Origin of the sequence: Pseudomonas rossensis (assembly GCF_039888995.1) — a bacterium.
Classification (GTDB): Bacteria; Pseudomonadota; Gammaproteobacteria; order Pseudomonadales; family Pseudomonadaceae; genus Aquipseudomonas; species Aquipseudomonas rossensis.
The window spans coordinates 1-12,901 of sequence record NZ_JBBWCB010000039.1 but is presented as its reverse complement, the minus strand read 5'-3'; the positions used below and the strand labels follow the sequence as shown (position 1 = coordinate 12,901).

The following is a 12,901-nucleotide window of genomic DNA, read 5'->3' as shown; positions in this document are numbered from 1 at the left end:
ATCAATGTTCCTCCTCCAGCTCGTCGTGCAATAACCCGAAGATCTTGCGCTTCATGTCGATGAACGAGCGCTCCATGACCATGTCCAGGGTCCGTGGGCGTTCGATCGGCACGTCCAGAATCAGCTTGATCCGCCCCGGCCGAGCGCCCATCACGTAGACCCGGTCGCCCAGCAGAATCGCCTCGTCGATATCGTGGGTCACGAACAACACGGTCTTCTTGCTGTTGCCCCAGACCCGCAACAACAGCTGCTGCATTTGCAGGCGCGTCTGGCTGTCGAGGGCACCGAAGGGCTCGTCCATCAGCAGGATTTGTGGGTCGTTGGCCAGCGCCCGAGCAATTGCCACACGCTGCATCATGCCGCCGGACAGCTGCTTGGCGTAGTTGTCGGCGAACCCGGCCAGGCCCACTTCGTTGACGTAGTAGTCGACGATCTCCTTGCGCAGGGCGGCCGCCATGCCTCGACGCTTGAGGCCGAACTCGATGTTCTGGCGCACGGTCAGCCACGGGAACAGCGTATAGCTCTGGAACACCATGCCGCGATCCGCACCCGGCCCTTGAACTTGCTGGCCACCGACGTAGATCTCGCCTTCCGTGGGCTCATTCAATCCGGCGGTGAGGTACAGCAAACTCGACTTGCCGCAGCCCGAAGGCCCGACCAGTACAGCGAATTGCTGATCCGGCACTTCGAACGACACCTGATCCAAAGCGGTGAACACTCCACCGTCGGGCTTTTGATAGCGAAGGCTGACCTTATCCACTTGCAGCCGTGGCGCGGCGTGCACCGGGGCAGCCTGTGGCGTGACGAAACGAGGGTTGACGGCGCTTACTGAGCCCATGCGGCGATCCTCAGACGGAGAAAACGGAACAGTTGATCGGTGACCAGGCCCAGCAGGCCGATGATCGCGATTGCCAGAAAAATCACATCCACCTGAAAGCCGCGCATGGCTTTAAGGCTCAAGTAACCCAGACCACTGGAAGCCGCGACCAGCTCGGCGACCACCAGGTAAGTCCAGGCCCAGCCCATGGTCACGCGCAAGGTGTCGAGCACACCCGGCAACGACGCCGGGGCGATCACATGCAGCACCGCATCGCGACGGTTCGAGCCCAAGGTGTAAGACGCGTTGATCAGGTCCTTGGAGATGCCTTTGGACACGTCCGCGATCATCACCAGTTGCTGGAAGAACACCCCGAAAATGATCACCGAAACCCGCTGCTCCAGACCGATACCAATCCACAGAATGAACAGCGGTACGAACGAAGTTACCGGCAGGTAGCGGATGAAATTGACCATCGGCTCAAGGAACGCCTGAACGATACGGAAGCTGCCCATCAGCAACCCCAGTGGCACCGCCACCAGCGACGACACGATGAAGCCGACCATTACCACTTCGAGACTGGCCCACACATGCTGGCCCAGTGTGCCGTCGCGGCTCAGGCGCACGGCGGCCTCGACCACCGCGCCCGGTGTCGGCAGGAACATGCCCGGCACCACGCCGCCGTAAGACAACCCGGCCCACAGGCCGACCAACAACACCCAGGCCAGACCGCTCGCGCTCCAGATCACCGACACCGGCAGGCCGGTCTTGGGCGTGATGCAGCGGCTCAGCCATGAATTGCGCTTGAACATGCAAACCTCCTAGAGCGGGCTGACGAAGCGGTTGTCGATCAGGTCGTCATTGCTGACGTTGTAGGGTTTGCCCTGCAATTCGCTGGCGGTCTCGTTGGCCAGTTTTATCAGCGGTTCGCTGTCACCCGGTTTGCCCGGCGAGCCAAGCAGTTTTTCGCTCATGGCCTGATCGTAGAAACGCACGCCTTGCGCGGCTGCGGCCAATTCCTTCGGATCGGCGAGGTAACCGCCAACGCCTTTGGCCATGATTTTGTAGGCTTCTTGCGGATGGTCCTTGGTGTACTGGACCGCCTTGTACAGACCCGCCACCAACGCCTTGACGTCTTCCGGCTGCTTCTCGATGACCGTGCAGTTGAGCGCGACCACGTCAACAATCACTCCCGGCGTACTGCTGCTGTCGATCAGCACCTTGCCTTGTTGCTTATTGCGGACCATCGACAGATGCGGCTCCCAGGTCACGGCGGCTGGCACGCGACCGGCGATGAACGCGGTAGCGGCATCGTCAGCTGTCATGTTCTGCACGGTGATGTCGCTCATGGTCATGCCGTGTTTTTTCAGCAGATAAGACAGCCAGAACTGCGAAGTCGAACCTTCGTTCACCGCCACGGCTTTGCCTTTCAGCTCCTGCAGACTCTTGACGTCCTTGCCGACCAAAACACCGTCGCCACCATGGCTGTCATCCAGTGCGGCCACCGCTTTGAAGCAGAATTGCGGGCGGTACTTGAGCACTTCGTCGATGGTCGACGCCGAGCCCGACAATTCACCCGAGGCTTGCGCGGCCATGTACATCGAGGCTTCTTCGACGACGGGTAATTCGACGGTCAAACCGTTTTCCTTGAAATAGCCCAGGTCCCGAGCCAGGTAGAGCGTGCCGTAACCGACCCACGTGGTGTGGCCAATAGAGAGGGTGCCGGCCTGGGCGCTGGTAGCGACCGTTGCGGCGATGGCGGTGACCGCCAGTGGATGTGCGAAGCGGGTAAGCAAGGACTTGATCATGGAGCACTCCCAAAGCTGTTGATTTAGTTTTGTCATGGGCAGTACGGCCAGCGGCCTTGGAGAAGAGCTGCCACCTGAGGTCTCTGATGGACCTTTCGGCGAGCAGCGTTTGGCTGACTGGCGAAGTCGATGTTGGCCCAAGGCCGGGATTAGGAAAATTAGGAAATATGTCGAGGCGAGCGATGAAAAAACTGGGTAGCGCGCACTGTAAAAGGGCGCTGTGGGCGGGGATGCCCGAGGTGGGTGCAAAAGGTGAGATGTGTGTTGAATGGATAAAAGCAATCGCGGGCAAGCCCGCTCCCACAGGGTTGTGTGTCGGTCGGATAAGTTAGACACGACACATAACCTGTGGGAGCGGGCTTGCCCGCGATTAAGGTCCGCAGGACCTTCCAGCATTCTTAAATCCGGCCGTATTCCTGCGCCGTACGATCAACGGCTTTCAGGGTTTTCCCCACCAGTTCATCAACCTCTTCACGACTGGCAATCAACGCAGGCGCCATGATCATCCGCCCCAGCGTCGAGCGAATAATCACCCCCTCTTCAAAGCCAATCGTGCGGCAACGCCAGGCAATGTCGTTCTCATTGGCAAAGCGCTTGCGACTGGTTTTGTCTTCAGCCAATTGCAGCGCCGCCACCATCCCGACACCCTGAATATCGCCCACCAACGGGTGATTGCCGAACACCTCGCGCAAGCACTGTTGCAGGTAGGGCCCGATGTCATCCTTGACCCGCGCCACCACCCCTTCATCGCGCAATGCCGTGAGGTTGGCGATGGCCACCGCCGCTGCCACCGGGTGTCCGGAGTAGGTCAAGCCGTGGGCAAACACCCCGCCCTGTTCCACCAGTACCTGAGCCATTTTCTTCGACAGAATCAGACCGCCCATGGGGATGTAACCCGAGGTCAAACCCTTGGCGATCGACAGCGTGTCCGGCTCGAAACCGAAGTGTTCGTGGGCGAACCATTCACCGGTACGACCGAAGCCACCGATCACTTCATCGGCGCACAACAGCACGTCGTATTTACGGCAAATCCGCTGAATTTCCGGCCAGTAACTTTCGGGCGGAAAGATCATCCCGCCAGCACCCTGAAATGGTTCGGCGATAAACCCGGCGACCTTGTCCGCGCCGAGTTCGAGAATCTTCGCTTCCAGCTGCTGCGCCGCCCGCAGGCCAAATTCAGCCGGGGTCAGGTTGCCCTCGTGGGCGAAAAAGTACGGCTCATCGATGTGTTCGATGTCGGGAATCATGCCGCCCATTTCGTGCATGAACTTCATGCCACCGAGCGCCGTCGCCGCCAGGGTCGAGCCGTGATAACCGTTCCAGCGACCGATCATGACTTTCTTCTCGGGCTTGCCGAGGATCGTCCAGTAACGACGCACGGTGCGGATCAGCACCTCGTTGGCCTCGGAGCCGGAGTTGGTGTAGATCGCGTGGCTGTAGTGCCCCGGCAACAGGCTGAACAGCAGCTCCGAGAGCTCGATGACCTGCGGGTGGGTGGTGTGGAAAAACATGTTGTAGTACGGCAACTGCTCCAGTTGCCGGGATGCGGCGGCGGCCAGGTCCTTGCGCCCGTAACCGAGGTTGGTGCACCACAGCCCGGACATGCCGTCGAGGTAACGCCGACCATCGTTGTCCCACAGGTGCAGGCGCTCGCCACGGACCATCACTCGGGGCCCTTCATCGTTGAGCGCTTTTTGATCGACAAATGCGTGGATGTGGTGCGCAGCATCGGCGGCCTGGTAGTCGCGGGTTTCACGTGGTGTGGTCATCGCCAGTTCTCCGTTTTGTTATTAGCGGCTGTTATGAGCGCAGCTGAAACCAGGTGGTTTTCAACTGGGTGTATTTATCGAATGAGTGCAGCGACAGGTCGCGGCCGAAACCGGATTGTTTGCCGCCACCGAAAGGCACGGTCACGTCCAGCGCATCGACGCTGTTGACCGACACCGTGCCGGCTCGCAATTGCCGCGCCACGCGGTGGGCGCGATTGAGGTCGTCGGTCCACAGCGACGCGGCCAAACCGTAGACGCTGTCGTTGGCCAGTTGCAAGGCGTGGGCCTCGTCATCGAACGCCGTGACCGCCAGCACCGGGCCGAACACTTCATCGCGAAACAGCGGCATGTCCGGGCTCACACCGGTGAAAATGGTCGGCTGGATGAAGTTGTCGGAGCCGTTGAAAATCGACTGTCGACCGCCACAAAGTTTCGTCGCGCCTTGGCGCTCGGCCTGCTGGATGAACTTCATGATGCGTGCCGTCTGGCGGTTGTCGACAATCGCCCCGGCGCGGCTCGACGGGTCCAGCGGATCACCCGGTTGCCAACGTTCGGCCTGTACTTTGAGGCGCTCGACGAGCTCGTCATGAATCGAATGCTCCACCAGCAATCGCGAGTTGGCCGAGCAGACTTCGCCCTGATTGAAGAAGATCCCGAACGCGGCTTTCTCTGCGGCAAGATCCAAATCCTGACAATCAGCGAATACCAGATTGGCGCTCTTGCCGCCGCACTCCAGCCACACCTGTTTGAGGTTCGATTGCGCGGCGTACTGCATGAAATACTTGCCGACTTCGGTGGAGCCGGTGAACACCAGGCAATCGACGTCCGGGTGCAGACCGAGGGCTTTGCCGGTCTGCTCGCCGAGCCCCGGCAACACGTTCAGCACGCCGGCTGGCAGGCCGGCTTCCAGCGCCAGCTCGGCCAGACGCAGGGCGGAAAACGGTGACTGCTCGGCGGGTTTGAGGATCACCGAATTACCCGCCGCCAACGCTGGCGCGAGTTTCCATGCAGCCATGTCCAGCGGGAAATTCCAGGGCACCACGGCCGCAACCACGCCCAGCGATTCGCGGGTGATGGTCGCCAACACGTTCTGCGCGCTGGGGGCGATCTGGTCGTAGAGTTTGTCGAGGCTTTCGGCGTACCAGCGAAACACCCCGGCGGCGCCCGGCACGTCAATGTTGTAGGCGTCCATCACCGGTTTGCCCATGTTCAGAGAATCGAGCAGCGCCAGTTCTTCGCGATGGATCATGATCAGATCGGCCAGGCGCAACAGCACTTGCTTGCGCTCATTCGGCGAACGCGCCGACCAGGTTCCGGCCTCGAACACTTGCCGCGCATTGCGCACCGCGGCGTCTACGTCTTCTTCGCCGCACGCGGCCACGTTGGCCAGGCACTGGCCGGTGGCGGGGTTGATCGCGGCGAAGGTCTGCCCCGACTGAGCCGCACGGGGCTTGCCGTCGATCACGGCCTGATCGGGAAACCGCAGCGCAGCGGCTTTGTTTTGCCAGAATGTAAGCTCGAACACGTTCAGATGCTCCATGGGCTTTCTTGTGGATTGGATGGTGGCCCAGGCCTGCGTCAAGGAAAAATAGTAAAAATGTCTTCGCAGACCATGAAAAAACTGGGCAGCCAATCTCCCCGGTGGCGCGGTATGTGGTTATTGTTCAGGCATAACAACACCGTCGTCAGAACGGATGCAGTCGGCGCAAAAATTGCCTGGATGTCGAGTCCATCCACCCCGAGGTTTGCCGTGGCTGCCTACAACCTGCGTCAATTGAAGTACTTCATCACCACCGTCGAATGCGGCAGCGTCGCCGAAGCGTCGCGCAAGCTGTACATCGCCCAGCCGGCCATCTCCACGGCGATCAAAGGCCTGGAAGACAGCTTCGGCGTGCAACTGCTGATCCGTCATCACGCCCAGGGCGTGTCCTTGACCCCCAGCGGCGCACGCTTCTACCGCAAGGCCCAGGAACTGCTGCGCATGGCCAAGGAGTTCGAACAGAACGCCCTGGCCGACAACGATGTGGTGGCCGGGCAAATCGATATCGGCTGCTTCGAAACGGTCGCGCCGCTGTACCTGCCGCAGTTGATTGCCGGGTTCTCGGCGCTGTATCCCGGGGTGAAAATCCGTATCCGCGACGGCGAACAGCAAGAGCTGGTGCAAGGCCTGACCTCGGGCACCTTCGACCTGGCGATCCTGTATGAACACGACCTCGACGCCACCATCCAGACCGAACCCTTGATGCCGGCGCAACGGCCTTACGCGTTGCTGCCGGCGGATCATCGCTTTGCCCAGCTCAAGCAAGTATCGCTGCGCGATCTGTGCCTGGAGCCGATGATTCTGCTGGACGTGCAACCGAGCCGGACCTACTTCGTCAGCCTGTTCGAAGAGTTGGGGCTGACGCCGAACATTGCCTTCAGCTCACCGTCGATCGAGATGGTCCGGGGAATGGTCGGGCAAGGGTTCGGCTTCTCGATCCTGGTCACCCGGCCGCATTCGGAATGCACCTATGACGGCCAGAAAGTGGTATGCGTGGACATCGTCGAAGACGTCACCGGCTCAGGGCTGGTGGCGGCGTGGCTCAAGCGCGGGCAGTTGACCAAACCGGCGCAGTTGTTTGCCGATTATTGTCGGGAGCAGCTCACCGCGAAGGCCGCCTCTTGAACATCAACGTCAAAAGATCGCAGCCTCGTTTCACTCGACAGCTCCTACATGTACCGCGTATCCCTTGTAGGAGCTGTCGAGTGAAACGAGGCTGCGATCTTTTGATCTTCAGCTTTTACGGGGTTTGATCCGCGCGGTCGCTTCGGCCACCAGCGGATCATCCGGCCAGTAGTGCTTCGGATAGCGCCCTTTCAAATCCTTCTTCACCTCGGCATACGTGCTGCGCCAGAAGTTCGCCAGATCCTGGGTCACCTGCACCGGCCGTCGCGCCGGGGACAGCAAATGCAGTTTGACCACCTGCCGGCCACCGGCAATCCGCGGGGTCTCGGCCAAGCCGAACAACTCCTGCAACCGCACCGCCAGAATCGGCGGCTGTTCGCTGTAATCCAGACGAATCGATGAACCTGACGGCACGCTCAGATGATGCGGCGCCAGTTCATCCAGCCGTTGCGGCAGTGGCCACGGCAACAGGTTATGGACGATGCTCGACAGGTCCAGATTGGCGAAGTGGCTGAGCCGCGAGACTTTGCCCAAGTACGGCATCAGCCAATGTTCGAGGCTTTTGAGCAGGGCGGCGTCGCTGACATCCGGCCATTCACTCTGCTCCTTACTGCCGAGATCCAGCTGCCGCAACAACGCAACCCGCGCCTGCCACTGACGCAGCTCCGGAGTCCATGGCAACAGTTCCAGACCTTTGCGCCGCACCAGATTCACCAGCGCCTGGCTGCGAGCGGTCTCATCGAGTCCGGTCAACGGCTCGCGGCTGAGGATCAATTCACCGACCTTACGCTGACGCTCGGCGCGCAACACGCCTTCGCGCTCGTCCCAATCCAGTTGATCGACCAAGCGAACCTGCTCGGCCAGCACTGAATCGAACAGCGCAGGATCGAAATCCGCCGCCAGATAAATGCGTTCTTCACGCTGACCCTGCCGGCTGCCGAGATCGGCGATCACCAGCCACGGTTGTTTCATCAAACTGTCGGCTTCGGCAAACAGCGCTGCGCGACCGTTGGCCAGGCGATACTCCGCGCCACCGGCACGACGCTGCTGGGCAACACGGTCGGGATAGGCTAACGCCAGCAGTGCGCCGAGCCAGCGAGGATGATCCGGATCGCCGACCGGTTCCGACGCTTTACCCCGCAGGTAACCGCGATACTGCCGCGCCAATTGCCGGGCACGTTGCACGCCACCCTGAGCGCCGCGTGCGGCGCGTTCTTCGCCGGACAACAGCACCAATCGGCTGTGCAGATCCGCCCCGGCGCCACGCAAAATATCTCGCTCGCCGAGCAAGGCCGCGACATCGCAGGCCATGTTGGCCAAGCCGAGCGCCTGACCGCGCAACAGCAAATGCGCGATACGTGGATGCGCCGGCAGTTCGGCCATGGCCTGACCGTGATGGGTCAGCGCTTCGCCGTCCAATGCGCCCAGGCGATCAAGCAGGTCCTGAGCCTGCGCATATGCCGCCGCGGGCGGTACGTCGAGCCACACCAATTGCCCCGGCGTCACGCCCCAGCGGCCGAGCTGCAAAGCAAGTCCGGCAAGATCCGCCGAGAGGATTTCCGCGCTGGCGTAGGCCGCCAGTTGCTCGTGCTGATCCTGCGACCACAAGCGATAACACACACCCGGTTCCAACCGCCCTGCCCGGCCCGCGCGCTGAGTGGCGCTGGCTTTGGAAATACGCTGAGTATCGAGGCGGGCCATGCCGCTGCCCGAATCGAAACGCGGCACCCGCGCCAGCCCGGCATCGATCACCACGCGTACGCCGTCGATGGTCAGGCTGGTCTCGGCGATGTTGGTGGCCAGCACCACTTTGCGTTTGCCGACAGGCGCGGGATCAATCGCGGCGCGTTGCGCAGCCAGATCGAGTTCGCCGTGCAACGGGCAAAGCAAAACCTGTGTGCTCTCGCCCAGTGCATCGGCCAACTGTTGATGCACGCGACGGATTTCCGCCTGCCCCGGCAGGAACACCAACACGCTGCCGGTTTCATCGTTCAAGGCTTCGAGGATGGTTTGCACCACGCGCGGCTCGATGAATTCGCCAGGTTGGAACGGCCGGCCCCAACGCATCGCCACCGGGTACATGCGGCCTTCGCTGCGCAGGATCGGCGCGTCATCGAGCAACCCGGCCAGGCGTTCGCCTTCCAGCGTTGCCGACATCAACAGGATTTTCAGCGGCTGATTGTCACGAAACAGCTCGCGGCCATTCAGGCTCAGGGCCAACGCCAGATCGGCGTCGAGGCTGCGCTCGTGAAATTCATCGAAAATCAGCAACCCCACGCCTTCGAGCGCCGGGTCGTCCTGCAAGCGCCGGGTGAGAATCCCTTCGGTGACCACTTCGATGCGAGTGTTGGGGCCGACTTTGCTGTCGAGACGAATGCGATAACCGACGGTTTCGCCGACCTTCTCGCCCAGCTCACTGGCCAGCCGCTCCGCTGCTGCCCGCGCAGCCAAACGGCGCGGTTCAAGCATCAGAATGGTCTGCCCGGCCAACCAGGGCTCGTTGAGCAAGGCCAACGGCACGCGGGTGGTTTTACCGGCGCCGGGCGGTGCTTCGAGCACGGCTTCGTGGCGTGTAGCCAAGGCTTCACGCAGGGCGGGTAAAACTTCATCAATCGGCAAAGAAATCATGCTGGCTCCCAAACAGAGGGCCGAGTATAACGGCGAACTGCCTAGCGTTCGTCGTGGTCCTAATTCATATAGACGCCCCTTCGTTTTCCAGATGACTCAGGAGATTTCATATGCGTGTTCCCTTTCGCTTGATTGGCGGTGTATTGGTCGCGACGTTGCTGACCCAGGTGACCGCTTGCGGATCGATTTTCTACCCTGACCGTCGTGGCCAGATCGACGGCAAGATCGACCCGGCCATCGCCGCGCTGGATGCCGTGGGCCTGCTGTTCTACATCATCCCCGGCCTGATCGCGTTTGCCGTGGACTTCGCCACTGGCGCGATTTACTTCGAGCCCGGCAAGACCGCCCAAGTGGCCCCGGAAAAACTCAAGGAAGCCATCGGCGCCGACGGCAAGGTCGATAACCACAAGTTGCAGACTATTCTCGAAACCGAACTGGGACGTAGCTTCCCGCTGGACGACCCACGCCTGATCCAGCACAAGGGCAGCGCGCAGCAACTGGCCATGTTCGGCCTGCAACCTGCCGCGTAATCCGTGCCGGTGAAGGAACACTTAAAGGACAAGCCGCCCCTATGATTGCAAGCTCCGAACATGCCCGCCTGCTGCGGCTGGCGACCCGTGCCTCGGTGGCGGTGGCATGCACGTTGATCGTCGCCAAAGCCATCGCCTGGTGGTTGAGCGGTTCGGTCAGCATGCTCGCCGGGTTGACCGACTCGGCCCTCGACGGTGTCACCTCGCTGCTCAACCTGCTCGCTGTGCATTACGCCTTGCGCCCGGCCGACGATGATCACCGTTACGGGCACGGCAAGGCCGAGTCGCTGGCGGGCATGGCTCAGGCGTTGTTCATTGGCGGCAGCGCGGTGCTGATTGCCTTGCAGGCGATTGATCGACTGAAACACCCGGAACCAGTGGGGGCGCCATGGATCAGTATCGGGGTGATTGTGTTTTCCCTGGCACTGACCCTGGCCCTGCTGATGTTGCAACATCGGGTCGTCAAGGCGACCGGTTCCAACGCGGTGCGCGCCGACGCCCTGCATTACCGCTCGGACATGCTGCTCAACGGCAGCATTCTGGTGGCGCTGGTGCTCGCCGGGTTTGGCTGGCATCAGGTCGACCCTTGGTTCGGATTGGGGATCGCCGCCTACATTCTATGGAGCGCGATTCAGATCGCCCGGGAAAGTTTTACGGTGCTGATGGATGAAGAACTGCCGTCGGACGTCAGCCAGCACATGCTCGAACTGGCCTGCGGCGTACCGGGAGTATTGGGGGCGCACGACCTGCGTACGCGGGTTTCCGGCAACCAGTGGTTCGTGCAGTTGCACCTGGAATTGCCAGGGGATTTGACCCTGTCAGTCGCTCACGGCATCAGCGATCAAGCCGCCGATGCCATTCACGCCGCCTACCCGCGAGCCGAAGTGCTTGTGCACGCCGACCCGCAGGAAGTGGTACTGGCTGGCAAGGCTCAGAAAGAAACCTGATAACCGCGACTGCTCAGACAATTGCCCTGGGCCTGTCGGTAGGCTTGCACCACCGACGGGGCCGGCTGGTAGGTGGCCGTTCGCGGATCGAAGCCACTCTGCTGCACCGCGTATTGATAGCACTCGTAACCGTCCTGGTTGACCTGCTCCGGCGACTGACCGCTGGCCGGATACGCCACCACGTCAAAACTATTGCTGACTGGTTGCGGCTGCGGTTGCACGGGCGGCTCGACCACGACGTAATCCTGAGTGCTTTCCTGATAGGCGTAATAGGAACCGGCCGCCAGGAACAACAGCGCACCGCCGATCCACACTTCACGCGCGTAATCGGGCAAGTAGCTGACGCGAATCCCGCGTGGCGGCTGAACCACCACATAACGCGGACCGAGCGGACGATACCAGTAGCCGCCGGAGTAGAAGAAATCCTGACCACGGTACGGCACACGGTAATCACGGTCGGGGAAACGATCGATCACATGACCGGGGCGATACTGCGGGCCGGCGCCCCAGCCATTACCGTGCCCGTCCGGGCGACCGGCCCAGCGATGGTCATCGGGACGCGGACCGTTGTTCTGCCAATGCTGGTTGTTATCGTTGCGCCGCGGCACGTCCTGGTAGTAACCACGCTGTGGCTGCTGGGTCTGGCGCACGGTGTCGGGCCGGCCCTGAATCGGCAGGTCATTGGCCGGTAGCTGCGGCGGTGGGGGCGGTGGTCGAACCGGACTGTTGTAGTCGTGCGGCGCACGGTTCTGCCGTTGACCGTCGCTCTGATTCTGGTCGTTGTGCTCGAACTGGCGACTGTTGTCGCCACGAATGATGTCGTTGTTCTGCGGGCGTGGCTGATTGTTGCCGCCATGCCCCTGATTGTTGCCCTGGTGGTCGTCCGACCCGCGTTGACCGCCATCGGGGCCACGATTTTGCGGCTCATCGGCCAGCGATTGCGCAGTGACACTTACACACAGCAAACCAACACCGGCCAAACGCCAGATGCGCGACTTCATGCTTTTCCTCACTGCGGGTTAGGGCCTGTACGTAAGACTGGGAAAGCACAGGCCGGTTCTGCAACAGGTTATCAGTCGCGAAACTTATTTATTGAGGGCAGTCGGCAAATTCCGGGATCGAGTAGGAGGCGGGGTTGCCCCCGCCGTCCTCTCACACCACCGTACGTACGGTTCCGTATACGGCGGTTCCTGCCTACTGACAAACAACGTCAGCGAGCTTGGTTCCGTTGATGTGTCGCCTGCGGTATCTAAGCGCCCAGATCGGCCCTCGGAGCTTCCGGCTCCTACCTCCTGATGGTCTCGACCCCCGCTATGCGGAGTTTCTGCTTTACGCTCCAACAGAGATCACACCCGACTATCCACTCATGGCAGGTTCAGCCCTTCATTGCTCCGGTTTCGAGCAACTACTACGGCCTCTGCTGACTTCTGTCGCCCATCCCGTCATCTCGCGACGCCGGTAGCACATGGCAGGCTAAACAGATCTCCCAGGGTAATTCGCGCGACCTTCCTGCTTATGCCTGTCGGATCTACGTCACAGCGTTCCGTGCAAGTATTGGGCTTTGGCAATTTTGGCTACCTTACCCCGCTGCACCGCCTAATCCGCTTCCTGTTCGTCAGGCCAGCATTTTGCCTCGGGCTTCCTTCAGATTCGCAGTCGCCCGCGACACCCTTGCCTCTGGCTAACACTTCCCCTTGCCGGGTGTGTAGAGGACTTTCACCTCCAAGTCACCAGCGT

General features: G+C 61.2%; 10 protein-coding genes. 3 read left to right on the top strand and 7 right to left on the bottom strand.

The genetic code is table 11. From position 1 onward, the window contains the following. Window position 1: 1 nt before the first annotated feature. The 5 genes from WLY71_RS12790 to WLY71_RS12770 form a co-directional block, all read right to left on the bottom strand. Window positions 2-838 carry an ABC transporter ATP-binding protein gene (locus WLY71_RS12790; protein ID WP_347803832.1) on the bottom strand — a complete coding sequence of 279 codons (837 nt, stop codon included), beginning with the start codon at window positions 836-838 and terminating at the stop codon, window positions 2-4. Beyond that, a complete protein-coding gene (locus WLY71_RS12785; protein WP_192410829.1) occupies window positions 826-1,629 on the bottom strand; it encodes an ABC transporter permease in 804 nt (267 codons plus the stop codon). Before WLY71_RS12785 ends, WLY71_RS12790 begins: the two co-directional genes overlap by 13 nt. Before the next feature lie 9 nt (window positions 1,630-1,638). After that, window positions 1,639-2,625, bottom strand: a complete 987-nt coding sequence (locus tag WLY71_RS12780) for an ABC transporter substrate-binding protein (RefSeq protein WP_347803831.1) — start codon at window positions 2,623-2,625, stop codon at window positions 1,639-1,641. Window positions 2,626-3,023: 398 nt separating this feature from the next. Beyond that, window positions 3,024-4,394, bottom strand: a complete 1,371-nt coding sequence (locus WLY71_RS12775; RefSeq protein ID WP_347803830.1) for an aspartate aminotransferase family protein — start codon at window positions 4,392-4,394, stop codon at window positions 3,024-3,026. 31 nt (window positions 4,395-4,425) lie between these two features. Further along, window positions 4,426-5,919 carry an aldehyde dehydrogenase gene (locus tag WLY71_RS12770; RefSeq protein WP_347803829.1) on the bottom strand — a complete coding sequence of 498 codons (1,494 nt, stop codon included), beginning with the start codon at window positions 5,917-5,919 and terminating at the stop codon, window positions 4,426-4,428. Window positions 5,920-6,144: 225 nt separating this feature from the next. Here WLY71_RS12770 and WLY71_RS12765 point away from each other — a divergent pair, with 225 nt between their 5' ends. Beyond that, on the top strand, window positions 6,145-7,059 hold the full coding sequence (locus tag WLY71_RS12765; protein WP_095130716.1) for a LysR substrate-binding domain-containing protein: 915 nt from the start codon (window positions 6,145-6,147) through the stop codon (window positions 7,057-7,059). A gap of 108 nt (window positions 7,060-7,167) precedes the next feature. Here WLY71_RS12765 and hrpB read toward each other — a convergent pair whose 3' ends face one another. Continuing rightward, complete coding sequence (gene hrpB / locus WLY71_RS12760; protein WP_347803828.1) at window positions 7,168-9,687, bottom strand: ATP-dependent helicase HrpB; 2,520 nt, start codon at window positions 9,685-9,687, stop codon at window positions 7,168-7,170. A gap of 110 nt (window positions 9,688-9,797) precedes the next feature. On the opposite strand from hrpB, the gene WLY71_RS12755 reads away from it, so the two are divergent. Both WLY71_RS12755 and WLY71_RS12750 read left to right on the top strand, forming a co-directional pair. Next, the gene (locus WLY71_RS12755; RefSeq protein ID WP_046056587.1) at window positions 9,798-10,217 is read left to right on the top strand and encodes a hypothetical protein; all 420 of its coding nucleotides are present in this window, start codon (window positions 9,798-9,800) and stop codon (window positions 10,215-10,217) included. Window positions 10,218-10,258: 41 nt separating this feature from the next. Then, window positions 10,259-11,164: a cation diffusion facilitator family transporter gene (locus tag WLY71_RS12750; RefSeq protein WP_347803827.1), complete on the top strand. Its 906-nt coding sequence runs from the start codon at window positions 10,259-10,261 to the stop codon at window positions 11,162-11,164. Here WLY71_RS12750 and WLY71_RS12745 read toward each other — a convergent pair. Then, window positions 11,149-12,165, bottom strand: a complete 1,017-nt coding sequence (locus tag WLY71_RS12745) for a DUF6515 family protein (RefSeq protein ID WP_347803826.1) — start codon at window positions 12,163-12,165, stop codon at window positions 11,149-11,151. The genes WLY71_RS12750 and WLY71_RS12745 overlap by 16 nt on opposite strands. Window positions 12,166-12,901 lie beyond the last annotated feature (736 nt).

What these genes read in the sequence shown, in the direction of transcription:
- WLY71_RS12775 (WP_347803830.1), bottom strand. Translation starts at nt 4,394, where the DNA reads ATGACCACACCACGTGAAACCCGCGACTACCAGGCCGCCGATGCTGCG.
- WLY71_RS12780 (WP_347803831.1), bottom strand. Translation starts at nt 2,625, where the DNA reads ATGATCAAGTCCTTGCTTACCCGCTTCGCACATCCACTGGCGGTCACC.
- WLY71_RS12790 (WP_347803832.1), bottom strand. Translation starts at nt 838, where the DNA reads ATGGGCTCAGTAAGCGCCGTCAACCCTCGTTTCGTCACGCCACAGGCT.
- WLY71_RS12750 (WP_347803827.1), top strand. Translation starts at nt 10,259, where the DNA reads ATGATTGCAAGCTCCGAACATGCCCGCCTGCTGCGGCTGGCGACCCGT.
- hrpB (WP_347803828.1), bottom strand. Translation starts at nt 9,687, where the DNA reads ATGATTTCTTTGCCGATTGATGAAGTTTTACCCGCCCTGCGTGAAGCC.
- WLY71_RS12755 (WP_046056587.1), top strand. Translation starts at nt 9,798, where the DNA reads ATGCGTGTTCCCTTTCGCTTGATTGGCGGTGTATTGGTCGCGACGTTG.
- WLY71_RS12785 (WP_192410829.1), bottom strand. Translation starts at nt 1,629, where the DNA reads ATGTTCAAGCGCAATTCATGGCTGAGCCGCTGCATCACGCCCAAGACC.
- WLY71_RS12745 (WP_347803826.1), bottom strand. Translation starts at nt 12,165, where the DNA reads ATGAAGTCGCGCATCTGGCGTTTGGCCGGTGTTGGTTTGCTGTGTGTA.